The organism is Streptomyces sp. NPDC058308 (genome assembly GCF_042880275.1).
In the GTDB taxonomy this organism is placed as follows: domain Bacteria; phylum Actinomycetota; class Actinomycetes; order Streptomycetales; family Streptomycetaceae; genus Streptomyces.
The window spans coordinates 67766-90483 of the sequence record NZ_JBHVZA010000017.1; the positions used below are offsets into that span (position 1 = coordinate 67766).

At 69.4% G+C, this 22718-nt stretch carries 19 protein-coding genes; 13 read left to right on the top strand and 6 right to left on the bottom strand.

Features of this window, described 5'->3' with window-relative positions:
* Positions 1-199 precede the first annotated feature (199 nt).
* Entirely contained in the window at positions 200-1072 is an 873-nt protein-coding gene (locus ACFVYL_RS23155) for a chitosanase (protein ID WP_389719086.1), read from the bottom strand.
* Between the two features lie 254 nt (positions 1073-1326).
* Between ACFVYL_RS23155 and ACFVYL_RS23160 the strand changes: the two genes are divergently transcribed.
* On the top strand, positions 1327-1977 hold the full coding sequence (locus tag ACFVYL_RS23160; RefSeq protein WP_389719087.1) for a DUF4360 domain-containing protein: 651 nt from the start codon (positions 1327-1329) through the stop codon (positions 1975-1977).
* Between the two features lie 130 nt (positions 1978-2107).
* On the opposite strand, the gene ACFVYL_RS23165 is transcribed toward ACFVYL_RS23160, so the two are convergent.
* Complete coding sequence (locus tag ACFVYL_RS23165; RefSeq protein WP_389719089.1) at positions 2108-4300, bottom strand: alpha-N-acetylglucosaminidase; 2193 nt, start codon at positions 4298-4300, stop codon at positions 2108-2110.
* Positions 4301-4647: 347 nt separating this feature from the next.
* On the opposite strand from ACFVYL_RS23165, the gene ACFVYL_RS23170 reads away from it, so the two are divergent.
* The 3 genes from ACFVYL_RS23170 (at position 4648) to proP (ending at position 9608) form a co-directional block, all read left to right on the top strand.
* A complete protein-coding gene (locus ACFVYL_RS23170; RefSeq protein WP_389719090.1) occupies positions 4648-5958 on the top strand; it encodes an aldehyde dehydrogenase family protein in 1311 nt (436 codons plus the stop codon).
* 150 nt (positions 5959-6108) lie between these two features.
* Positions 6109-7974, top strand: coding sequence for an alpha-L-fucosidase (locus tag ACFVYL_RS23175; protein WP_389719091.1), 1866 nt, complete (start codon positions 6109-6111; stop codon positions 7972-7974).
* 155 nt (positions 7975-8129) lie between these two features.
* Positions 8130-9608: a glycine betaine/L-proline transporter ProP gene (gene proP / locus ACFVYL_RS23180; RefSeq protein WP_389719093.1), complete on the top strand. Its 1479-nt coding sequence runs from the start codon at positions 8130-8132 to the stop codon at positions 9606-9608.
* On the opposite strand, the gene ACFVYL_RS23185 is transcribed toward proP, so the two are convergent.
* Positions 9590-9835: a DUF397 domain-containing protein gene (locus ACFVYL_RS23185; RefSeq protein WP_389719094.1), complete on the bottom strand. Its 246-nt coding sequence runs from the start codon at positions 9833-9835 to the stop codon at positions 9590-9592. The genes proP and ACFVYL_RS23185 overlap by 19 nt on opposite strands.
* Positions 9832-10665, bottom strand: coding sequence for a helix-turn-helix domain-containing protein (locus tag ACFVYL_RS23190; protein ID WP_389719095.1), 834 nt, complete (start codon positions 10663-10665; stop codon positions 9832-9834). The genes ACFVYL_RS23185 and ACFVYL_RS23190 overlap by 4 nt, the downstream gene beginning before the upstream one ends.
* A gap of 155 nt (positions 10666-10820) precedes the next feature.
* On the opposite strand from ACFVYL_RS23190, the gene ACFVYL_RS23195 reads away from it, so the two are divergent.
* On the top strand, positions 10821-11288 hold the full coding sequence (locus tag ACFVYL_RS23195) for an ATP-binding protein (RefSeq protein ID WP_389719096.1): 468 nt from the start codon (positions 10821-10823) through the stop codon (positions 11286-11288).
* Between the two features lie 132 nt (positions 11289-11420).
* On the top strand, positions 11421-12725 hold the full coding sequence (locus ACFVYL_RS23200; protein WP_389719097.1) for a phytase: 1305 nt from the start codon (positions 11421-11423) through the stop codon (positions 12723-12725).
* 30 nt (positions 12726-12755) lie between these two features.
* Here the strand turns inward: ACFVYL_RS23200 and ACFVYL_RS23205 are convergent, their stop codons facing one another.
* Complete coding sequence (locus ACFVYL_RS23205; RefSeq protein ID WP_389719098.1) at positions 12756-14207, bottom strand: MFS transporter; 1452 nt, start codon at positions 14205-14207, stop codon at positions 12756-12758.
* Positions 14208-14311: 104 nt separating this feature from the next.
* Here ACFVYL_RS23205 and ACFVYL_RS23210 point away from each other — a divergent pair, with 104 nt between their 5' ends.
* From ACFVYL_RS23210 to ACFVYL_RS23240, 7 genes are all read left to right on the top strand, one after another.
* Positions 14312-14707, top strand: a complete 396-nt coding sequence (locus ACFVYL_RS23210; RefSeq protein WP_389719100.1) for a winged helix-turn-helix transcriptional regulator — start codon at positions 14312-14314, stop codon at positions 14705-14707.
* Positions 14708-14814: 107 nt separating this feature from the next.
* The gene (locus tag ACFVYL_RS23215) at positions 14815-15129 is read left to right on the top strand and encodes a hypothetical protein (RefSeq protein WP_389719101.1); all 315 of its coding nucleotides are present in this window, start codon (positions 14815-14817) and stop codon (positions 15127-15129) included.
* Positions 15130-15134: 5 nt separating this feature from the next.
* Positions 15135-19517: an HNH/ENDO VII family nuclease gene (locus tag ACFVYL_RS23220; RefSeq protein ID WP_389719103.1), complete on the top strand. Its 4383-nt coding sequence runs from the start codon at positions 15135-15137 to the stop codon at positions 19515-19517.
* Positions 19517-19990: an SMI1/KNR4 family protein gene (locus tag ACFVYL_RS23225; RefSeq protein ID WP_389719105.1), complete on the top strand. Its 474-nt coding sequence runs from the start codon at positions 19517-19519 to the stop codon at positions 19988-19990. The genes ACFVYL_RS23220 and ACFVYL_RS23225 overlap by 1 nt, the downstream gene beginning before the upstream one ends.
* An 84-nt stretch (positions 19991-20074) precedes the next feature.
* Positions 20075-20515 (top strand): contact-dependent growth inhibition system immunity protein, encoded by a 441-nt coding sequence (locus ACFVYL_RS23230; RefSeq protein ID WP_389719107.1) that lies wholly within the window; start codon positions 20075-20077, stop codon positions 20513-20515.
* A 21-nt stretch (positions 20516-20536) separates the two neighbouring features.
* The gene (locus ACFVYL_RS23235) at positions 20537-21100 is read left to right on the top strand and encodes a hypothetical protein (protein WP_389719109.1); all 564 of its coding nucleotides are present in this window, start codon (positions 20537-20539) and stop codon (positions 21098-21100) included.
* Complete coding sequence (locus ACFVYL_RS23240) at positions 21097-21933, top strand: colicin immunity domain-containing protein (protein ID WP_389719110.1); 837 nt, start codon at positions 21097-21099, stop codon at positions 21931-21933. The genes ACFVYL_RS23235 and ACFVYL_RS23240 overlap by 4 nt, the downstream gene beginning before the upstream one ends.
* A 12-nt stretch (positions 21934-21945) precedes the next feature.
* Here ACFVYL_RS23240 and ACFVYL_RS23245 read toward each other — a convergent pair whose 3' ends face one another.
* Entirely contained in the window at positions 21946-22644 is a 699-nt protein-coding gene (locus ACFVYL_RS23245; protein WP_389719112.1) for a DNA-binding response regulator, read from the bottom strand.
* Positions 22645-22718 lie beyond the last annotated feature (74 nt).

The window sequence follows — 22718 nt, forward strand, 5'->3', positions numbered from 1 at the left end:
TCACCTCGGTGCAGGTAGACGCGCGTAGACAGGGAGTTGGCCGGGACCGTATCCATGGGGGCCCTGGTGAGGCAAGAGGCGTGTGGCATTGGAGGTGCGTGAGAGAGGGGGGGCCGGGAGCGCGGGGCGCCGAAGCACCCCGCGCGGGAAGGCCGTCGGGAAGGTGACCAGGAAGGCGGCCGGGGAGGGCCGCCGACCGTCACCCGATGCGGTACGGGTCCCCGTAGACCTTCCACTCCAGCGGCGTGTCCAGGTTGAGGTTCCGCTTCTTCAGGAACACTCGCTGCGCCGTGTCGACCCGGCTGGTGTCCTCGTGGGCCTCCTCCTGCTTCATCGCCCAGACGCGCGCGTCGAGGAAGGCGTTCAGGTACGCCACCTCGTCGCCGCCCTGGGCCGGCGGCTTGGCCGAACGCAGCGCGCGCTTACGGATGTTGCGGAAGCTGGTGGAGTCGCCGCCGTCGCCGTGCATGACGATCGCGTCGTAGTAACAGAACTGTCCGAGGACCCCGATGCCGTCCGCCTTGCCCTGCTTGACCGACGGGTTGAAGTAGACGCGGTCGCGCTCGTCGTTCTGCGCCTTGCGGAACTCCGCGTCGGTGTCGGCGGCCCGCTCCCAGTCGCGCTTGAAGTTCGGGTCGAGGCCCTCGTGCGAGTCGGTGCCGTCGACCCTGCGCAGCGCCGGGAGGTACTTGGCCAGGATGTTGCCCGGCTTGCGCTGCGTGTAGAGCTCGACCAGGTCGAGCATGTCGCCGGTGCCGGAGCAGAAGCCGATGATGCCCGCGGTGTAGCCGCGGCCGTCGTCGATGTCCTCGCAGTATCGATACTGCTTCTTCCAGTCGAGCGAGGAGTTCTCCGCGCTGCAGACGATCTGCATCGCGATCTCCTTCTTCGCCGGATCGTCGAGCCCAGCGGCCGCGAACAGCGAGGAGGTCGGGGCCGAGGCCGAGGTCTGGGTCGCGTTAGCGGACTGCGTGGCGAGCAGCGGCCCCGCGACGGCCGCCGCGCCCATGAAGGCGAGCAGGGTGCGGCGGGAGGTGAGGGTGGTGCGCGTGCGTATGTGAGGGGTCTCCACGAGGGCCTCCAGGTGGGGGAGTTCATGGTTCCGCGTCTGTTAGGAAGGTTTCCTACCAGAGATTTGAGATGACGTATACCCGTCAAGCCGCGATACGTCTGCGGCGCGAAATGGCCGGACCTCGCTCTGGCAGCGCGCCCCACGGGTCCGTACGCTCCGCCTCGCTCACGCAATCCGCTCCAGGCACCCGCAATGCGCTCCACGCACCACAGGCACTTCTCCAACCCCCCTCCGCAGAAATGGAATGGAGAACCATGGCCGGTGCACTGCTGCTGAGCGGCGCCCTAGTGGCGCTCTTCGGCTCGACACTCCCCGCGCAGGACGCGACCTCGATCCTGGACCCGCCCCCCGACAAGATCGTGATCGAGGTCGCCACGGTCAACGGCTCCGGCTGCCCCGCCGGTACCGCGGCCGTCGCCGTGTCCGAGGACAACACGGCCTTCACGGTCACCTACAGCGACTATCTCGCCCGTACGGGTGCGGGGTCCGACCCCACGGCCTTCCGCAAAAACTGCCAGCTCAACCTCGTCGTGCACGTCCCGCAGGGCTTCACGTACGCGATCGCCAGCGCGGACTATCGCGGCTACGCCTCGCTCCAGCCCGGCGCCAAGGGCACGGAGAAGGCCTCGTACTACTTCCAGGGGTCGCCCCAGACGGGGGCGATCAGCCACGAGTTCAAGGGGGCCTACAGCGACAACTGGCAGGCCACCGACAGTACGGACTGGGCGCAGCTCGTGTGGGCGCCGTGCGGGGTGAAGCGGAACTTCAACATCAACACGGAGTTGCGTGTCGACGCGGGAACGTCTGACCCCGCGAAGTCGAGCTTCATGACGATGGACTCGACCGACGGGGACATCAGTACCGTGTACCACATGGCCTGGAAGGAGTGTCCGCGTCGTCCGTGAGGTGATGTAGGGGCCCGCCCCTTGCCCCGCGCGCCGGGGTGGGGCCGGGCGCCCCATAAGGGGCGCGGGGAACTGCGCGACAAGCCACGACGCACCCGCAGATCGCGAGCCGACCGCCCCACTGGCCCCGCTACTGCAAGGAACTCCGCACCACCGCGGCCACCGCGTACGTGCTGCCCGACGGGCGGGTCGCCAGGTGGCCCGGATCGCGGGCCCAGGTGTTTTCGACGGTGAACCAGTCGATGTCGGCGGGAGCGTGGTCCTCCGTGAGGGCGGCGCGGAGTTCCTTGAAGTAGAGGGACCAGCGCTGCCGGTAGAGGCCACCGACGAGGCCCGCCCACTCACGGTTGGCGTAATCCCGCAGGCCCGCGTCCGCGCCCTCGCGCGTGCCCCAGACCGTGAGCAAGGAGAGCTGGTCGTAGGCGAGTTCGGTGCGTTCCTTGTCGGTGGCGCCCCAGCCGCGGGCGTCCGCGACCCAACGGCCGAGCAGGTGGCGCGAGTCGGTGGCCACGAGCCGGTCGAGCAGGTCCATCAGGGCGAGCCAGTCGCGGGTCAGCCGGTCGAAGCGCGCCGCGTCCCCGGCGTCGTACGCCTGCTTGATCCGGGGGAGCAGGACGCGGCTGCGGTTGGAGAGCGCCTGCCGGGCGACGTCGAGCAGGTCGCGGCGGTACGCGGACGAGGTGCGCAACTCGCGTCGTACGGCGAGGAGTTCGCCCAGGGCCGGTTCGAAGTCCGCCGGGTCGTAGCGCATCTTCTTGGGGGACCAGGCCGCCGCCGAGGTCGCGGACAGGTCGGGGCGCGCCCCGAAGAGGCCGTCGGCGCCCTCGGCCCATGAGTCGGCCCGGGTCGTGCCGTAGGCGGTGCGGCGCAGGATGTCCCAGGCGGCGGTGGCGTGCGGATCTTCGGCCCCGTATCGGGTACGGGCCCACTCGTCGAACCAGCGCTTGAGGTTCAAGTCGCCCTTTCTCCAGGCCAGTTCGGAGAAGAGCTCGAAGGCCGCCGGATTGTCGTCGGCGGCCTCCGGCATGAGGGAGATGCCGCGCATCGTGCTGCCGTCCCTGGTGCGCCACTTCTCGTAGAGGGCCGCCCAGTCGGGGGTGTTGGCGCCGAGGACGGTGTGTCCGCCGAAGTTCCAGATGGAGCCGAAGGTGTACGGCGTGGCGCCCCAGTCGGCCTCGCGGTCGGTGACATGGGGGAAGCGGTCGGAGAGGCCGTCGACGACGAGCATCCGCTCTCTGTCGACGGCGTCGGTGATGGCCTTCGGGGGATTGTGCTGCCAGCCGAGGATGACCCAGGTGGCGCCGGGGTGCGCGGCCCGCAGCGCCTTCTCGACGCCCTTCGCGGCCTCCCCGACCGGCACGTCACCGGGCTTTCCGCCCTCGTGCAGGAGGTCCATCTTGTACATCGTGGTCGGGCCGAAGAGGGCGTCCTGCGCCCGGTAGAACGCGGCGGCCACGCGCGCGAAGTGGCCGGTGCGCGGATCCAGCCAGTCCGGTCGCGTGAAGCCCACCCAACTGCCCTGCGGCACCGTCTTCGCGCCGGGGTTCCTGTCGGCGAAACCGGCCGGCACGGTGCCGTAGTAGCCGGGCAGGACCGGCGTCATGCCGAGCTCGCGGAGCCGGTCGCAGATGCGGCGGCCCAGGCGGGCGCGGGCGTCGAGCAGCTGCCGGGACACCGGGTGCGGGAACGACGACATGTTCTGCAGGAGCCACCACGGCTGGTGGGCGGGCCCCGGTATCCAGGCGCGCAGCTCCTCGTCCGCGTAGCCGAACTCCTGGAACGCGCGGTGCTGCACGGCGTCGGCGCCCACGTACACGAGCACTTCGTTGTAGCCGTGCAGCGCGAGCACGTCGATCTCGCGCTCCCAGTAGGCCCAGTCGTGGTACGCGCCGGTGTAGCCGTCGTTGGTGTCGTTGAGTACGAAGCGGTGGGGGACGTTGGCCGTGCCGGTGAGCGGGGCCGTGGGTGCGGGAAGCCGCTTCGGCAGGTCCGTCCGGCTGCCCGCCCAGGTGATGTTGGCGTGCGCGGTGTGCTTCAAGTAGTGGCGTAACCCCGTGAGTTGGGTGGCGGGTCCGGTCGCCGTGACCGTGATGCGGCCGCGTTCGCCGGTGACCCGGAAGGAGTCCTCGGCGCCCGGCTCCTTGGGGACGGCCCTGAACGTGATCTGGTCCCAGTGGCGGGGGAGCAGGCGTCGGGCCGCCTCGGCTGCGGCGGTCCGGCGCGGGGCGGGCGCTCCGTCGGCCGTGCTGCCGGAACAGGCGACGGCTGCGGCACCGGCCGTACCGGCGAGGCCGGTGAGGAGAGTGCGGCGGGGGAGAGGCATACGGGCTCCGTAATCGGGAGGGAGGGAGCGTGCGGGGGCGCGGTGCGCGGTGCGCGATGTGGGTGCGCGGTGCAGGTGCACGCTGCGGTGCGGGTGCGCGGTGCATTCCGAGGTGTCTCTTCCCCGGCTTGATCCGGGGGCACGCCTTTGATCGGGGGCACGCACGCCTTTGGTCCGGGGCACGCCTCTGATCCGGAGGCAAGCCTGCCGCACGCCTGTCCGGCGGCGCCGGAACCGTGACCGAGCGCCCCTCTATGATCACGGAACCCACACACCGCCGGAGAACAGCAGGTAGCTTTCGCGCACCGAACAGCCCCCTGACCGCCCCGGCGCACATGGAGACATACATGGCACACGTGACGCACATGACGCACGTGACGCACACGGCACATCCGGTACACGCGACCGAAGAGCCCACCCTAGAGCCCACCCTCGGCGTCCAACACCTGGGCACAGCTACCTGGATGAACCTCCCGGACGCCCTGGCCGCCGCGGCAGCAGCAGCCGACCGCCTCGTCTCACGGCGCGCGGAGCTGATGGCCGTTCTCACGCGTCACGAAAGCGCCGAGACAGCCGCCGACGAGCTCGAAGGCGCCGTCGACGCGCTGCGGAACCTGCACCGCGAGGTGCCTGACCTGCGAGCCGCGCGGGCCGGCCGCGTCGCCGTGTTCCTGCCGGTCAATCTGCCGCTGTATTCGATGGTGCTGTTCGCCGCCATCCCCTCCCTGGCCGCCGAGGCGGTCACGGTGCGCGGACCGGCGGCCACCGAGCAGTGGCACAAGGACGTGCTCGCCGCGAGCGGGCTCGGCGAGTACTTCGAGAGACTCGAACTGGTCCACCGCACCCGCCGCGCCTTCATCGAGGACCACGTACGCCACGCCGACACCGTGATCTTCACCGGCCGGTACGAGAACGCCGAGCAGGTACGACGGGAATGCCCGTCGGCCCTGTTCGTGTTCGAGGGCAGCGCCCCCAATCCCATAGTGGTCGGGCCGCGCGCCGGTCTGGACGCCTCGTTCGACCGGATCGTCGCGGCCCGGCTGTTCAACGGGGGACAGGACTGCGCCGGACCCGACGCGTACCTGGTCCACAGCAGCCGCACCGACGCGTTCGTCGCACGGCTGCGCGCCACCCTGTCCGCGCTCCCCTGCGGCAGCTACGACGACCCGCAGGTGCGGGTGGGTCCCATCCTCAACCCACGCCCCCTGCGCGACCTCGCCCAACGCCTTGAAGCAGTCGCCGACGACGTGGTGCACGGCGGCGGAGTCGACATACCGGCCGCCACCGTGCAGCCGACGGTCATCGTCCGCCCGCTTGCGCGCCACGACCGGCTCGTCGAGTTCTTCGCGCCGGTCTTCTACATACTGAGCTACGACCATCCGGCCGAGCTCGACGCCTTCTTCGCCCGCGACGAGTACACGGCGAACGCCATGTACGTCTCGGTCTTCGGCGAGGACGTCCCGCGCTCCCTGTACGCCACCTCCACGGTCCTCATCGGCCAGACCGTCCTCGACGTGGAACGCGGAAACGACCCCTACGGCGGCTACGGCCCCCAGGCCAACTACGTCTCCCGCGGCGACGACATCCTTGAGGTCGCCCCCATCCTCATCAGCGCCACACTCGCGCGACACACTCTCCCTCCGGAAGTCACCGTGTAGCAGCAGTCATCGGATGGATCTGAGCCACGTGCGGGGCAAATGATCCGCAGATCGCGCCAGTTGGGCCCATGGCAGACCCATTGACATCCGATGTATTCACTCCTACGTTCCCGTGCGACCCCCAACCCAGGGAACCCCGGGAGCCTCCCCATGCGCCACAGAGCCACTGGACCCGCACTCGCCCTGCTCCTCGCCGCCGCCCTCGCGGGCACGGCCGCCCCCGCCGCGACCGCCCTCCCCGACGGCCCGCCCGCCGCGACCGACCGGGCTCCGACCCCCGACCCACCACGCGCCACCGGCCCCGGCCCCGGCACCGACCACGCCGCGGACGACCCCTTCACCGCGGACCGCACCAACTGGTTCCGCCAGGACCGCTTCGGCATGTTCATCCACTTCGGCGCGTACTCGAACCTGGAGGGCGAGTACAAGCGGCCCGACGGGAGCGTCTGCCGTGACGCCGAGTGGATCAAGCGGCAGTGCGACATCCCCATGGCCGTGTACGAGAAGCAGGCGCAGTCCTTCAACCCCGCGGACTTCGACGCGAAGGCCGTCGTCAAGGCGGCCAAGGACGCCGGGATGCGCTACATCGTCATCACGTCCAAGCACCACGAGGGCTACGCGATGTGGCCGACGAAGGTGAACGACTGGAACCTGCGCGACCACTCCTCCTTCGACAAGAACCGCGACATCCTCGCCGAGCTCAAGAAGGCATCCGACGACGCGGGCATCAAACTCGGCTTCTACTACTCGATCTGGGACTGGCACGACAAGGACTTCGCTGACCCGGCCACCTTCCCCGCGTACGAGAAGCGCATGTACGCCCAGCTCAAGGAGCTGGTCGACACCTACGACCCGGCGCTGCTCTGGTTCGACGGCGAGTGGGACACCGACAACCCCCACAACCCCTGGACGGCGAAGGACGGCGAGCGCCTGGAGTCCTACCTCCGCGGCCTCGACCCCGATCTGGTCATCAACAACCGCGTCGGCAAGCGCCGCGTCGTCGACGGCGACTACGGCACCCCCGAGCAGGAGATCCCGGGCGCCCCGGTCGACGGCCAGCTCTGGGAGTCGTGCATGACGCTCAACGGCCACTGGGGGTACGCCAGTTACGACGAGAACTGGAAGTCGGGTCCGACCCTGACCCGCAACCTCCTCGCCACCACATCGCGCAGCGGCAACTACCTCCTCAACGTCGGCCCCGACGCGCGCGGCCGCGTCCCGCAGCCCTCCGTCGACCGCCTGAAGCAGATGGGCGACTGGCTGCGCGAGGACGGCCAGGGCAACGCCGTCTTCGGCGCCCGCTACGGCGGACTCGTCGAGGAGCCGTCCTGGGGGGCGGTGAGCCGCAAGGGCGACAAGCTGTACGCGGCGGTCACGCGGTGGCCGGCGGCGGGCGGAACACTGCACCTCACGGCGCGCACCGAGTTCACGGTGACGTCGGCCAAGATCCTCGGCAGCGACCAGAAGGTGACGGTCACCAAGGCGGGCGACGGCTACGACATCAAGCCGTCGGGCGCCGCCACCAACGAGACCGCGACCGTGGTCGAGCTGTCCGTCGACCCCGGGCCCACCGCCCGCCCCGGCCGCGGCACGGGCCTCAAGCAGGAGATCTTCGACAACGCGAAGCTCGAAGGCGCCCCGAGGATCACCCGCACCGACGCCACGCTCAACCACGCGTGGAAGTACACCGGCTCACCGGCCGTCTCGATCCCCTCGGACCACTTCAGTGTCCGCTGGACGGGATCGGTCGTGCCGCGCCGCTCGGAAACGTACACGCTGACCACCGTCTCCGACGACATGGCCCGCGTATGGATCGACGGCAAGCTCGTCATCGACTCCTGGACGCCGCACGAGCCCAAGCTCGACAAGGCCCAGGTGAACCTGACCGCGGGCAGGCGTCACACGATCAAGGTCGAGTACGCGGAGCAGACGGGCGAGGCCCATCTGAAGCTGCTGTGGTCGAGCCCGGGCCAGGAGCAGCAGATCGTTCCCCGTTCGCAGCTGTACATGCGCTGACGGGACCCTCTTTCTGAAAATCAGGCCCCAAGTCCTTCGTTTCAGGGACTTGGGGCCATTGACCTTGGGACCAATGGCGGGCACTTCCCCTTCCGGGGGTTGGCAATGTTGATCGACGACCGTCCCAGGTGTCCGACAGAGAGAGTGACTGCAACGTGAGCGCGCCCGAAGCCCCTGAAACACCGGCACCGCCCGCTCCCGAAGCAGTGGCCCGCCACCGTGCGCTCTTCCGCGCGATCCACCGCCGCAAGAACCCGCGGCTGCGCCAGTCCGACATCACGGTGACCGAGGAAGCTCAGGTCAAACGCGCGGTGAAGGCGACCGCGCTGGGCAACGCCATGGAGTGGTACGACTTCGGCGTCTACGCCTACCTCGCCGTCATCATCGGCAAGGAGTTCTTCCCGTCCGGGAACGACACCGCGCAGACCCTCTCCTCCCTGGCGACCTTCGCCGCCGCCTTCCTGGTGCGCCCCATCGGCGGCATGTTCTTCGGCCCGCTCGGCGACAAGGTCGGCCGCAAGAAGATCCTCGCGCTCACCATGATCATGATGTCGACGGCGACGCTCGCCATCGGCCTGATCCCCAGCTACACCTCGATCGGCGTCTGGGCACCGGTCCTCCTCGTCCTCTGCCGCATGGTGCAGGGCTTCTCCACGGGCGGCGAGTACGGCGGTGCGGCGACGTTCATCGCCGAGTACGCCCCCGACAAGCGCCGCGGTTTCTGGGGCTCCTTCCTGGAGTTCGGCACGCTGATCGGCTACACCGTCGCCGCCGTCCTCGTCACCACCCTGACCATGGCGCTCAGCGACGACTCCATGCAGTCCTGGGGCTGGCGCATCCCGTTCCTGGTGGCGGCGCCGCTCGGCCTCATCGGCCTCTACCTGCGCCTGAAGCTCGACGAGTCGCCCGCATTCCAGAAGATGGAGGAGAGCGGGCCGGCCGCCGAGCGCGACAAGAAGTCCTTCAAGGATTCCTTCTTCGGCCAGTGGCGCGCGATGCTGCTCTGCATCGCCCTGGTCGCGGCGTTCAACGTCACCGACTACATGCTGCTGTCGTACATGCCGACGTACCTCACCCAGCTCGGCTTCGGCGAGACCGGCGGCCTGATGTCCATCGTCATCGTGATGCTCATCCTGATGGCGCTCATCAACTCCGTCGGCCGCCTCTCCGACCGCATCGGCCGCAAGCCGGTCCTGATGGCGGGCTCGATCGGCTTCTTCGTGCTCGCCCTCCCGGCCTTCCTCCTCATCAAGCAGGGCGGCACGATCCCGGTCTTCTCCGGCCTGCTCATCCTGGGCCTCGCCCTGGTCTGCTACCTGGGCGCCATGTCCTCGTCGCTCCCCGCCCTCTTCCCGACGGACGTCCGCTACGGCTCGCTGTCCATCGGCTTCAACATCTCCGTCTCCCTCTTCGGCGGTACGACGCCGCTGGTCGTGGCGGGCCTGATCAGCGCCACCGGCAACGACCTGATGCCCGCGTTCTACACGATGTTGGCGGGCCTGGTCGGCATCATCGCCGTCGCCGCGATGAAGGAGACGGCCCGCCAGCCGCTGGAGGGCTCCCCGCCGTCGGTGGGCACGGACGAGGAGGCGCGGGAACTCGTGGAGTCCCAGCGTCAGCTGCGGGACGCGTAACTCACGAAGCGCGCCCAGGCGCGGGGCTCCAGGGAGAGTTGGGGTCCCGCGGGGCGCTTGGAGTCGCGGATGTGGATGGTGGTGGGGCAAGGGGCGACTTCCACGCAGTCGTCGCCGGAGCCGCCGCTGTGGCTGGACTTGCGCCAGGTAAGGGCGGCCTCTATGCAGTCGTCGCCGTCACCTCCGCTGTAACTGCTCTTGAACCAGGCCAGTTCGGGGGTGCTCATTGCGCTCCTCGCATCCGCTCCAGCAGGCTCACCGAGTCGTCGAACGAGAGAGCCTGTGCGCGCATCCTGGCATACCGCATCTGGAGCATGCTGACCACTTTCGGGTCGGAGATGAACTGGCCGCTCTCCTGCCCCTCGGCGTACGCGAACCACTTGTTCTCTGGTGTCTCCAGCAGTCGGATGGGACCGTCCAGCCCTGCATGGCTCTCCCGCACCACCGGCATGATCTGAATCTCGATGTTCCGGCGCTTGGCGAGCCCCAGAACATGGTCGATGAGTTCCATGGTGACGTCATGCCCGCCCATGCGACGCAGGAACAGATGTTCCTCAAGGATGAAGCTGAACGCGGTGTTCGGCCGCTCGGTGAGCAGCCGTTGACGCCCGACTCGTGCCTCCAGCTGCGCCTCGATCTGCTCGTCGCCCATCGGGGGAAGCTGATTGACGAACAGCGTCCGCGCGTAGGCGGCCGTCTGCAACAAGCCCGGAATTAACCGGCATTCGTACGTGCAGAGAGCCACCGCCTCCTGCTCCAGCTGGGCCCACCGCCGGAACCAAGAAGCCAGCCCCCGCTGCCGCGACAACTGAACCACAGCCACCCGCAACGTCCCGAACGCGTCGAGCGACGCCTCGCACCGGTCGACGAAACGGGGCGGCGGAAAGCGTCTGCCCTGCTCGATCGAGGCGAGGAAATGGGCCGAGTAGCCGATCTCCGGGGCCAGGGACTCCTGCGTGTACCCGGCGTGTTTGCGAAAGCTCTTCAGGACCGCGCCGAAGGCCTTGAGCCCATCGGTCGGTTCTGGCTCGTTACTGCTCGACGTACTTGACGACATCACGGGTATCCCCTGACGCTCGCTTACCGGTCCCCGCCAACTCGCCCATGGTCACGTTCGGTTACCCGTACTGTCCACCGTTCGCACTCGTACAATTACGGAGCGTACGAGTTTTGTGCCTGGTGACCCCTGGGGCGTGCGGCCACGGTGGGCGCATGCCGACCGAAGCCCAACCCGCCGCCGCCGCGCTCCGCGAGGTCACCGAACGCCTGAGCGCCACCCCGCGAGGGGCCCGCCTCGCCCGCAGGCTGGCCAGGTACCACCTGGACGGCTGGGGGATTCCGTACGACAGCGAGCTCTCGGACGCCGCGGAGGCGATCGTCGCCGAGCTCGCCGCGAACGCCGTGACCCACGGCCGTGTGCCGGGCCGCGACTTCGAGCTGCGCGTGACGCTCCACGCGGACACGCTCCGTATCGAGGTCGCCGACACCCGTGCCGAACGCAGGCCGCCGGACGTACCCGAACTCCCGGAGCCCGAAGGGGAGTCAGGCCGGGGACTCGTGATCGTGGCGGCACTGGCCACGGAGTGGGGCGTGCAGGGGCGGGGTGTCGGCAAGACGGTCTGGGCGAGGCTGGCTCTCACGGAGGGGGAGGGGCGGCTCGCGAAGCCCCAACATGACTGAGACGCATGGGAGTTAGTTAACCGTGTGTACATTCGGGTGGGGTGTTACCGGACGTGTGCCGTATGGCTGGCCGACACGGAGGAGCCCCAGTCTCACGCAAGATCCATCCGTTCCGGAACGAGGAGTCATCGCGTGACCAGACGTTGTCCGACCCGTCGAACGATCGGTTCGGTCGTACTCGCCCTGACGACCGTCCTCGTGGCGACGTCCGCCACCACGGCGGTGGCCGCCGACCCGCTGCCGGGGATATCCCCCCGTTCTGAGACCCCCGTCCTGCACGACGACGACGCGGGCGGCAACGCCGACGCCGACGACCCCGCGATCTGGCGCGACGCCGCGGACCCGGCACGCAGTCTGGTGATCGCCACCGCGAAGGAGGGCGGCCTGCGCGCGTACGACCTGGACGCACGTCCCGTGCAGTCGGTCGCGGCGCCGCCCGCCACCGGCCCCGACGACGCGCCGGGCCGCTTCAACAACGTCGACCTCGTGCACGGCCTGAAGCTGTCGTCGGGCCCTGCCGACCTCGCCGTCACCAGCGACCGGGGCAACGACCGGCTCCGCTTCTACCGCATCGACCGCGACCGCCCGGGCGGCCCGCTCACCGACGTCACGGACCCGGCGGCTCCGCCCGTGTTCTCCGCCGGCCAGGCCGAGATCAACGAGCAGCGCACGGCGTACGGCCTCGCGACCTGGCAGGACGAGGCGAGCGGTCGCTCGTACGCCCTGGTCAGCCGCCGCGAGCGGACCAGCGTGGCGCTCCTCGAACTGATCCCGGGAAGCGGCGGCAAGGTCTCGTACCGCAAGGTCCGCACGATGGACCTGCCGTCCTCGTTCCGGCTGCCGAACGGCACGTCGTGGAGCCCGTGCGCCGAGCCGGGTGAGCTCCCGCAGATCGAGGGCATGGTCGTCGATCCGTCCAACGGCACGCTGTACGCAGGGCAGGAGGACGTCGGTATCTGGCGCTTGCGCGCGGACCTGACCGGCAAGCCTCAACTCGTCGACAAGGTAAGGGAGTACGGCGTCCCGGGCGTCTATGACGAGGAGACGGAGGAGTGCACGCCGGGCGCCGATCCCGGCTACGGCGGCAAGCGGATCGCGTCCGACGTGGAGGGCCTGACCCTGGTCGCCGAGTCCGACGGCGACGGCTACCTGCTCGCCTCCAGCCAGGGCGACAACACCTTCGCCGCGTACGACCGTGAGCTGAGCGACCGCAACGAGTACGAGGGCGGCTTCCGCGTCACCCCGGCGGGCGGCGCCCTGGACGGCTCCGAGGAGTGCGACGGCGCGGCGGCCCTGAACGAGCCGCTCGGCCCGGAGTACCCGCACGGGCTTCTGGTCGTCCAGGACGGCCACGACGCCCCCGGTGACGGCGACCGCCCGGCGACGAACTTCAAGTTCGTGGACTTGGGGAAGGTCATGAAGGCGCTGGACGACTGACCGCATCCTCATGGTGTCAAAGACAGGCTCTCAGGGGCGCCGCGGGCCGGGCCGCAGCACCGTCGCCGCCAGCGCGAGGCCCGCTGCCGCGATGCCCGCGGCGACCCAGAAGGCGAGCCGGTAGCCGTCGGCGGTGGCGGTGACGGCGTCCGTGCCCCGCCCGGTGAGGGACTCCGTGCGGCTCGCCGCGAGGGTCGTCAGGACCGCGAGGCCGAGTGAACCACCCACCACCTGGGTGGTGTTGAAGAGCCCGGACGCCAGCCCGGCGTCCTCCTCGGACGCGCCGCCCATGGCGAGCCCCGTCACCGCGGGCATCGCGGCGGCGAATCCGGCGCTGATCAGCAGCATCCCGGGCAGCACGTCGACGGCGTACGAACCGTCGGCGGGCAGCTGCCCGAGGAGCGCGAGGCCCGCCGTGATCAGGGTGAGGCCCGCGAGGAGCGTGCGATGGGCGCCGAAGCGGCCGATGACCCGCGCGGAGAGCCCGAGCATCAGGACCCCGATGACGACGGGCGCGGGCAGGAACGCCGTACCTGTCTTCAACTCCCCGAAGCCCAGGCTCCGTTGGAGGTAGAGCGCCCCGATGTACTGGAAGCCGTACATCCCGGCGATCATCGCCATCTGCACGGCGTTGGCGCCGGTCAGGACGCGGGAGCGGAAGAGGCGGAGCCGGAGGAGGGGCCGGGCCGCGCGGGCCTGGCGGACGGTGAAGGCGACGTAAAGGAGGAGGGACGCGGCGGCGAGGAGGACGGTCGTCGCCGCGCCGTGCTCGGCGGCGGTGACGATGGTGTAGACGGTCAGCATCAGCGCGCCGGTGATCAGCGCCGCGCCCGGATAGTCCGCGCCGCCGCCGAGACCCGCACCACGGTCGGCGTCGAGCACGCGCACCGCCGCGACGAGCGCGACGGCCCCGATGGGCAGATTGATCAGGAAGATCCAGTGCCAGTTCAGCGTCTCGGTCAGCGCCCCGCCGAGAAAGGTGCCGATCGCCCCGCCCGCCGCGCCGACCGCGCTGAACACGGCGATGGCCCTGGCCCGCTCGCGCGCCTCGGGAAAGAGGGCGACGAGCATGCCGAGCACCACCGCGGACGTCATCGCGCCGCCCACGCCCTGCAGCGCGCGGGCCGCGACCAGCAGCCCCTGATCGGTGGCGACCCCGCACAGCACGGAGGCGGCGGTGAAGACCGCGAGCCCCGACACGAACATCCGTTTGCGCCCGACGAGATCACCGAGCCGTCCGACGAGCAGCAGCAGCCCGCCGAAGGCGATGAGATAGGCGTTGACCACCCAGGCGACCCCGGCCGCGGAGAACCCCAGATCGCTCTGGACGGCCGGCATCGCGACGGTCACGATGTTGCCGTCGATGATCGTCATCAGGGCACCGGACGACAGCACCGCGAGCGAGGCCCAAGGGGACGCGGGCCGGCGGGGCGACGGCCGGGGCGGCGCCGGGGTGTTGACCTCGTACACGGTCTGGGACATGGTGACGACCTCCGTATCTGGCGCCTTTGACCTGCAAAGGTGCATGACTTGTAACGGGGCTCATCGTGGATGCCCGCGAGGGCGGGGAGTAAGGAGGCACTTTGATGTCCCAGGGGAACACCGGTGTTACCTCGCAGGTGGTGAACGCGGAGGCGTGCCCGGTCCGCGAAGTTATTGACAGGGTCGTGGGCAAATGGAGCGTCCCGATCATCATCGCGGCCGCGCACGGCCCCATCCGCTTCACCGAACTGGAGCGCGCCATCGAGGGCATCAGCCGCCGCATGCTGACACTCACCCTGCGCAACCTGGAACGGGACGGTCTCCTGAAACGCACCGTCCACCCCACGGTCCCGCCGAAGGTCGAGTACGAACTGACACCCGTCGCCCGCGCATTGCACGGCACGCTCCTGCAACTCACCGGATGGGCGGAACAGCACCGCGTGACGATCGCGGAGTCGCGGGCGGCGTATGACGCGGAGAGGGGGCTGGTGGAGCCGTAGGCTTTGCCTGTACATGACCGTACGGAGTCGATCCGGTGACACGGAACGGCTACTGTCGCGCGTTGGCTTGTGCACATTGCAACGTGAGGTATCGGGGGACGTCGGACATGGGGGATCTGGGCAAGGACTCGGAGTCGATCGCGAAAGCGGCACCGTTGCTGCGCAAGGCGCCGCACCACATCGCAAAGCCGCTGCACGACTTCAAGGCGGCCTCGCACGACCTGTCCGCCCTTGGCGCGCTGGGTGCGCTGATGAGCGCGACCGATGACGTGCGCGAGGGCATGGAGACGCTCGCGGAGGTCGCGGACGACCTCGTGGACGCGTGGCACGGCGAGGCGAAGCTGATGACCGACCTGTCCGAGGCGTTCGACGTCCTGGACGTGCTGCTCGAAGCCGCCGCGCGCGGCAAGAAGCAGGGCTGAGCCCCGTGGTCGACCTCAACCCCTTGCACTACATCAACAAGTTCAACCACATGGCCGGCGACAACATGGCCTCCATGATGGAGTTCCTGGGGATCTCCGACCCGGCCGTCGACCCGGACGGCGTGCGCGAGATCGCCAAGAAGTGGCGGGGCCTGGCCAAGGCCGTGGACGCCTCGGTCAAGGACGCCGAGTCCGCCCTCAAGGACGTCACCTGGGAGGGCAAGACCGCCACCGCGTTCAACAAACGGGCCAAGAAGACCCGCACGCAGGCCACGCAGATGGCCGACTCGCTGCGCGACGGCGCGGACGCGCTCGACAAGTACGCCGACGAGGCGCACGAGCTCCTGACCGAGCTCAACGTCATCATCGTCGAGATCATCGAGGTGGAGATGGCGGGCCTGGCCCTGTCCGTCCTCACCGGCGGCGCCTCCGCGGTGGTCGGCAACCTGGCCGCGGGCGCCCGCTTCGCGAAGGCAATGGCCCTGATCGGCCGGATCGAGCACGCGGGCACGGCGATGGCCCGCACCATCCGCGCGGTCCTGGAGGTCATCCGGGGCCTGCGCCGGGCGCTGAAGGCCCTCAAGGAGATCAAGGCGATCGCGCGGGTCGGGAAGATGGCGGGCGAGGGCGCCAAGTTCGCCGCGCTCGACACCCTGCTGAAGGACCCCGCCACCTTCAAGGACCCCGGAAAGCTCGCCGAGACCCTCGCGCTCGGCGCGGCCCTCGGCGTCGGCCTGGGCAGTCTGGGCACCCTGCTCGGCAAGGGTCTGGGCAAGCTCAAGCCCAAGGACCTGGCCAGGCTGCGCGGCGCCATGAAGCTCAACTGCGCCTCTTTCCAACGCCTTTCGATGCGCCCCGGCTTCGACAAGCTGCCCGCCTCGGTGCGCAACGCGCTCAAGAAGTTCGTCCGCGACCCGATCGACGTGGCCACCGGCGACATGGCGCTGCCGCGCACGGACGTCCAACTCCCGGGCGTGCTCCCCCTCGTGCTGGAGCGCACCCACCTGTCCTCCTACCGCTTCGGCGGCTGGTTCGGCCCGTCCTGGGCCTCGACGCTGGACCAGCGGGTGCAGGCGGACGAGGACGGGTTCGTCTACGCGGCCGCCGACGGCGCCCGCCTCTGCTTCCCGATACCGGACCCGGAGACCGGGGCCCCGGCCCGCCCCGACACCCCCGGCTCACGCCTGACCCTCTCCTGGGTGGACGGCTTCGACGGCGCGATATGCGTGAGCGACCCCGACAGCGGCCTGACCCAGGTCTTCCACAGCCCCGTCCCCGCCGCGGCGGGCGAGGCGGTCGACCTCCCGCTCCAGTACATCCAGGACCGCAACGGCAACCGCATCACCATCGAGTACGCCGAGGGCGACATCCCCGCGGCGGTGAGCCACACCGGCGGCTACCGCATCGCACTGGACCGCGACGACGCGGACTCCCGCATCACCGGCCTGCGCCTGCTGGACCCCGAAGCTCCCTCGGACCCCGGCACGACCCTGGTCACCTTCGCCTACGACGAGGCGGGCCACCTCACCGACGAGACCAACTCCTCAGGCCTGCCGATGCGTTACACCTACGACACGGACGGCCGCATCACGTCCTGGACCGACCGCAACGGCACGACGTACTGGTACGCCTACGACGAGCGGGGCCGCGTCACCGCCACCGGCGGCACCGGCGACGCACTCGCCTCCACGCTCACCTACGAGGACGCGACGCGCACGACGCGAGTGACGGATTCGCTGGGGCATGTGCGGGTGTATGAGCACAACGAGGCGTACCGGCTGGTGCGGGAGACGGACCCGCTGGGGCACGTCACGGAGCAGGAGTGGGACGAGGAGCTGCGCCTGACCGCGGTGACCGACCCGTTGGGCCGTGCAACCCGCTACGCGTACGACGGGGAGGGTCGCGTCTCGCGGGTGGTGCGTCCAGACGGTGGCGAGATCAGCTCGCAGTACAACGAGTTCGGCCTGCCGACGCTGGTGGTGGAAGCCGATGGGTCGCGCTGGTGCCAGGAGTACGACGGCTCCGGCAATCCAGTGACCGTGACCGACGCCGTCGGCCGCACCACGCGCCTCGCCCACGACAGCACCGGTGGCGTCAAGCGCATCACCGACGCACTCGGAAACAGCACCCTGATCCGCAACAACGAGGCGGGCCTGCCCATCCGGGTGACCGACGCTCTCGGAGCCGTGACCGCTTACGAACGTGACGCGTTCGGGCAGCCGGTGGTCCTGACGGACCCCTTGGGCGCGCGGACCCTCTTGGAGTGGACGGCCGAGGGCCACCTCGCCCGTCAGGTCGCCGCCGACGGCTCGGAGGAGACCTGGACGTACGACGGCGAGGGCAACTGCACGTCCCATACCGATGCCCTGCGCCGTACCTCGCTGTTCGAGTTCACCCACTTCGACCTACTGTCCGCCAGTACAGGCCCGGACGGCGTCCGCCACGAGTTCACCTACGACAGCGAGCTCCGTCTCGTCCAGGTGCGCAATCCACTGGGGTTGACCTGGGACTACGAATTCGACGCAGCCGGTCGGTTGGTCGAAGAAGTCGATTTCGACGGCAGGCGGCACAGGTATCACCATGACGCGGCGGGACAGCTCACCGAACGGGTGACGCCGCTGGGCGAGACGATCCGTTTCGAACGCGATGACCTGGGCGCGGTCCGGCGCAAGGAGGTGGCCGGACATGTCACGGAATTCACCTATGATCCCGCGGGCCGGATGACCGGTGCCACCAACCCGGACGCCGTGGTGGAGATCCTGCGCGACGCGACTGGCCGCGTGCTGTCCGAAACCGTGAACGGCCGCAGAGTTTCCTATGCCTATGACGAGCTGGGTCGCCGTTCGGAACGCAGAACCCCGTCAGGCGCGATGAGCACGTGGACGTACGACGCGGTGGGAAACCGCACCAGCCTGACGGCAGGGGGCAGGCGTCTCGGCTTCGAGCACGACGCCGGAGGACTGGAGGTCGCCCGCCACGTCGGTGATCACCTGACCATCTCTCATTCGTTCGACGTGATGGGCCGGCCCGGGGCTCAGTCCATCACGGGCTCCGGAGGACGCCGAGTCCAAGAGCGCACGTACCAATACAGTGCCGACGGCAGTCTGACCGGTATCGAACAACAAGTGGGCGGGACGAAGAGGTTCGAGCTCGATCCGTCGGGACGCGTCACCCGTGTCCAAGCGGAAGGGTGGCTCGAGGCCTACGCGTACGACCCTGCGGGCGGCCAAGCGGATGCCTTGTGGCCTGCGGCTCACCCCGGTCAGGAGGCACAGGGGCGGCGCGAGTACGCCGGGACCACCCTGCTGCGGGCGGGCCGTGTCCGTTACCAACACGATGCTGCCGGCCGCCTCGTGCTCCGCCAGAAGATACGACTCTCGCAAAAGGCCGACACATGGCGGTACGTGTGGGACGCCGAAGACAGGCTCATTGCGGTCATCACTCCAGACGGCGCCCGGTGGCACTACACCTACGACCCGCTCGGACGGCGCATCGCGAAGGCCCGCCTCGCGGCCGATGGGGAGTCAGTCGTCGAGAGGGTCGACTTCACCTGGGACGGGACACTGCTCTGCGAGCAGACCAGCACTGCCCCCGAGCTGCCCGACCCGGTCACCGTCACCTGGGACCACCGGGGTCTCTGTCCCCTTACGCAGACCGAACGCATCAGTGCCGCCGAAGCGCCTCAACACGAGATCGACTCCCGGTTCTTCGCCATCGTCACCGACCTGGTCGGTACGCCGACCGAGCTCCTCGACGAAGACGGCGACATCGCCTGGCAGGCCCGTAGCACTCTGTGGGGTGTCACAGCCTGGGCAGCGGACGCTTCCGCGTACACACCACTGCGGTTCCCGGGTCAGTACTACGATCCCGAATCCGGCCTTAATTACAACTATTTCCGTCACTACGATTCCGAGACCGGCCGCTACGCCTCGCTCGACCCCCTCGGCCTCTCGCCCGCGCCGAACCCTTCCACCTACGTCCACAATCCCCACCTGTGGACCGACCACTTGGGCCTCGCGCCCTCTTGCCGGTTCTGGAACCTCGTGGAGTACCGGGGCCAGCGTGTGTACCAGCGCGACGACCTCGTATTGAACAACCCCGAAGCGATACAGGCGCGCGACCGGTACGGGCGATCCAACCTGAAGCGCATGCAGCAGGGGCTCGCTCCTCTCGGCCCCGACGGCAGGCCGATGAACGTGCACCATATGCTCCAGACCGAGGACGGGCCGATGGCGGAACTGACGCACAGCATGCACTTCGGTAACTATCATCAATTGCACTGGAAGTCAGGGACGAAGATTCCGTCCGGAATAAACCGGGAAGAGTTTGACCTCTGGCGAAAGCAATACTGGAAAGACCGCGCAAAAGCATACGTGGGGAGTTCGTGATGGGAATTAGGGAAGCAGAACAGTTCGTACAGCTCGTACGGGACCATCAGGAGGAGTCGGTCTTCGCAGGAGGGCGCTCGGAGGCCGACATCGCGGAGGCGGAGCGGCAATTGGGCGCATCCTTCCCCGACTCGTACAAGCTCTTCCTGCGCGAGCTCGGCGACTGCGACGTGGCAGGAGACGAGTTCTACGGGATCGTCATGCGTGACGGCCAGATGCTGGGAGCCGTCACCGAGACTCTCGACCTCAGAGAGTCCGCGGGCCTGCCTTCCTCGCTGGTGGCCTTCCGCCCCGACGGAATGGGCGGCTACTTCGTCCTCGACACCAGTCGCCTGAATCCGGACGGTGAAGCTCCGGTGTACGCATGGGGCTCCGGCGCGCACAGCGCGACCGAACTCGAATACATCGGGACGGATTTCGGGACGGTCGCCCTTGAGCTGGCACGTCGCGGGCTGGGGCTACGAGACGCCTGACCGGGGCCGGGGCCGGGGCCGGCGACAGGGCAGACCGCAGACGGTCTCGTATCCGTTTCAGCTGTAGAGCTCCTAAGGATGCAGATGCGAACACGAGAGGACCTCACGATGCCCGAGGCCTTCGACCGCGGCAGCTCCCTGGAGGAACTGGAGGGCCGGCGCTGGCCAGCTCCTCCCGCGGACGCGACCCCCATGGTCAGGAACGTGCACGAGCTGCGGCGCCGCCCCGTCGGGACCTTGGAGCCGCATGAGCTGGCGCGGCTGATCGGGCAGGACGTCGGGCTGCCCTGGCTGCTTCCGTTGGCCGTGGAGATCCTGCGGGACACCGCGCCTAAGCAGGTGGAGGGCGGCTGGTTCGACGACGACCTGCTGTACGCGGTCGTCACCAGGAAGCCGGAGGTCTGGGTCGCCGCCCCCGAACTCGCCCGTGAACTCCGCGACACCGCGGCCGTCCTGACAGGCCTGTCGCGCTACGTCCGACAGGAGATCGACGCGTTCCTCGCGGCGGCTCCCGGGGACGACTGAGACCGAGAAGGGGGCAGAGAGATGGTGCACGAGACCGAGGACATCGAGCAGGAGAGGCTCCGCGTCGCCCGGCGCCCCGCCGCCCAGGACGCACCCCCCGTCCTGAGCTGGTTCGGCGTCACCACGACCGTGCCCGTCGAGGCGTACGAGGCCCGCCTGCGGTCCGTACTCGACGCTGCGCTCGGCCTCGCCCTCTCGTCGGACTTCGCCGAGGAGGATTTGCCGGCGGCCGCTGTCCCCGAGTGGTTCGCTGTGGTGAGCGGCCCCCTCTTCGCGAACGCACCGAAATACGCGCGGCGCGGCAGGGAGCGCTACGCCGCGGCGATCCGGGGCGGGTCCTGGGACCTCCAGGAATGGCTGCACGAGTTCGATCCCGACTCCGAGAGCCGGGGGTGGGCGTGGTGGGACCTGACGCACTCGGCGGACGGCACGGTCCGCATCTGGGCCGACACCTGGGGCGAGTCCTTCTTCGCCTGCGACGAACTGCGCTGGCTCGCTTACGTCGCGGGGGCCGACGACGTGAGCGGGCCGTATCTCGCCAAGGCCGACAGCTGGCATACGGCGGTCCGGGGGGCTGATCGATGAACGAGCTGCGGAGCATCCTCTCCGGTTCCGGTTCCGGTTCCGGCCACGGCCCAGGGCGCTTTCGGCGCGAGTGGCTTGCCGAGGGGCACAAGAGGGTGGTGCCGGTTCCAGCCCCTTCCGGCTTGGACAGGCATCTGGCCCGGCGTGTGAGCGCCGGAGCCGTGCGGGCGGGGCACGGGCACATCGTCGTGTGTCGCTTGGGGGATGTGGGAGTCGTGGAGCCCGGGACCGAGGTTCCGGCGACCGAGGACGGCGTCCTTCGGCGGAGCCCCTGGCCGGACTGGCGGGACTCGCCCGACGGGGAGTTCCTGATCGTACTTCCCGATGGCACCGGGGCACTTCTTGTCACCGGCAAGGGGTACGCGCTCTTCGCCGGGAAGGGAGATTTTCTGCGGGGTGGCCTTCCCGAAGGGGACGATCAGGTGACCGTCGATTTCCTCCGGTACGCGAAGCGGGTGGGGCACAGGCATCCGGCTGTGCTCGCGGTGGTGGGGGAGGCCCGGCCGTTTCAGATGGCGTGGGCATCGAAGAGCGACATCGCCGAAGGGGCGGCCACCGCGCAACAGGTGGGTCTCATGGAATCGTTCGCCGCCGACCACATCAGTGGCGAGGAATTCGCCGCGGCGTGGCTGGGCGCTCGGCGCGAAGCCCTGCACCTGCGGGAACGTCTGCGGGAACCCTTCTCCAGGATCCTCGACCACATCTTCTACGCCCTTGACCACTACGTCATCGACCCGGACCTGCGGGACGCGGACGACCTGACGAACGAGCAGCTCCGGTCGCGGGTCCGCGAAGGCCTCGCCGACCTCGACACCCTTGAGCACGGGCGATAGGGAGCCGCACGTTCAGCCCCCCGCCACCCCACCCCCCTCCCCGTACTCCAACTCCCGCGCCCGCAACCCCGCCTGGAAGCGCGACGTCGCTCCGAGCGCCGTCATCAGGTCGGCCACCCGCCTGCGGTACGTGCGCAGCGACATGCCCAGTTCGCGTGCCGTCACCTCGTCCGTGCGGCCCGCGCCGAGCGCCCGGAGGATCCGACGAGCCTCCTCGTCCAGTACGGGCGGCCGCGTGCGGCGGTAGTCCGCGAGGTCCGTGGCCGTTTCCCAGGCCGCGTGCACCAGGGCCCTGACCCCCTCGACCGCGATCGGGGACTGGATCACCGTGAAGGTCCGTACGCCCCGGACCGGGGCCCCCGCGAGGATCGCGACCCGTCGGTCGATGACGATCGCCTCGTGGGCGAGCGGCGCCGCCGAGATGCGGACCTGCGCGCCCGACTCGGCGATCCGCAGCAGCCGCTCCTCGGACTCCTCGTCCGCGAGCGCCCGCGGCGTGTACAGCTTGCGCATCGTCAGGCCGCCGGGGGTGAGCGGAGGCCGCCTGCCCCCGGCGAACGCGGCGTTCACTCCGGGCGAGAACGTCACCAGGTCCGCCGCCGCGCACAGGAACTCCTCCCGGGCTCCGGTGAACACGTCGCCCGCCCGGCGCACCAGTTCCCGCTCGCCCCGCAGGGACACGATCTGATCGTTGTGCGATGTGGTCGGCATGGTGGCGACAGTCTGCGGTGTCCCGCGCAAGGGGTCAACGCTGGCAGCAAGTGGCCAGGTGTTCGCGTACGAAA

Coding starts and splice junctions, on each gene's coding strand:
- ACFVYL_RS23160 (WP_389719087.1), top strand. CDS start 1,327: ATGGCCGGTGCACTGCTGCTGAGCGGCGCCCTAGTGGCGCTCTTCGGC.
- ACFVYL_RS23165 (WP_389719089.1), bottom strand. CDS start 4,300: ATGCCTCTCCCCCGCCGCACTCTCCTCACCGGCCTCGCCGGTACGGCC.
- ACFVYL_RS23170 (WP_389719090.1), top strand. CDS start 4,648: ATGGCACACGTGACGCACATGACGCACGTGACGCACACGGCACATCCG.
- ACFVYL_RS23175 (WP_389719091.1), top strand. CDS start 6,109: ATGCGCCACAGAGCCACTGGACCCGCACTCGCCCTGCTCCTCGCCGCC.
- ACFVYL_RS23185 (WP_389719094.1), bottom strand. CDS start 9,835: ATGAGCACCCCCGAACTGGCCTGGTTCAAGAGCAGTTACAGCGGAGGT.
- ACFVYL_RS23190 (WP_389719095.1), bottom strand. CDS start 10,665: ATGTCGTCAAGTACGTCGAGCAGTAACGAGCCAGAACCGACCGATGGG.
- ACFVYL_RS23195 (WP_389719096.1), top strand. CDS start 10,821: ATGCCGACCGAAGCCCAACCCGCCGCCGCCGCGCTCCGCGAGGTCACC.
- ACFVYL_RS23205 (WP_389719098.1), bottom strand. CDS start 14,207: ATGTCCCAGACCGTGTACGAGGTCAACACCCCGGCGCCGCCCCGGCCG.
- ACFVYL_RS23210 (WP_389719100.1), top strand. CDS start 14,312: ATGTCCCAGGGGAACACCGGTGTTACCTCGCAGGTGGTGAACGCGGAG.
- ACFVYL_RS23215 (WP_389719101.1), top strand. CDS start 14,815: ATGGGGGATCTGGGCAAGGACTCGGAGTCGATCGCGAAAGCGGCACCG.
- ACFVYL_RS23225 (WP_389719105.1), top strand. CDS start 19,517: ATGGGAATTAGGGAAGCAGAACAGTTCGTACAGCTCGTACGGGACCAT.
- ACFVYL_RS23230 (WP_389719107.1), top strand. CDS start 20,075: ATGCGAACACGAGAGGACCTCACGATGCCCGAGGCCTTCGACCGCGGC.
- ACFVYL_RS23235 (WP_389719109.1), top strand. CDS start 20,537: ATGGTGCACGAGACCGAGGACATCGAGCAGGAGAGGCTCCGCGTCGCC.
- ACFVYL_RS23240 (WP_389719110.1), top strand. CDS start 21,097: ATGAACGAGCTGCGGAGCATCCTCTCCGGTTCCGGTTCCGGTTCCGGC.
- ACFVYL_RS23245 (WP_389719112.1), bottom strand. CDS start 22,644: ATGCCGACCACATCGCACAACGATCAGATCGTGTCCCTGCGGGGCGAG.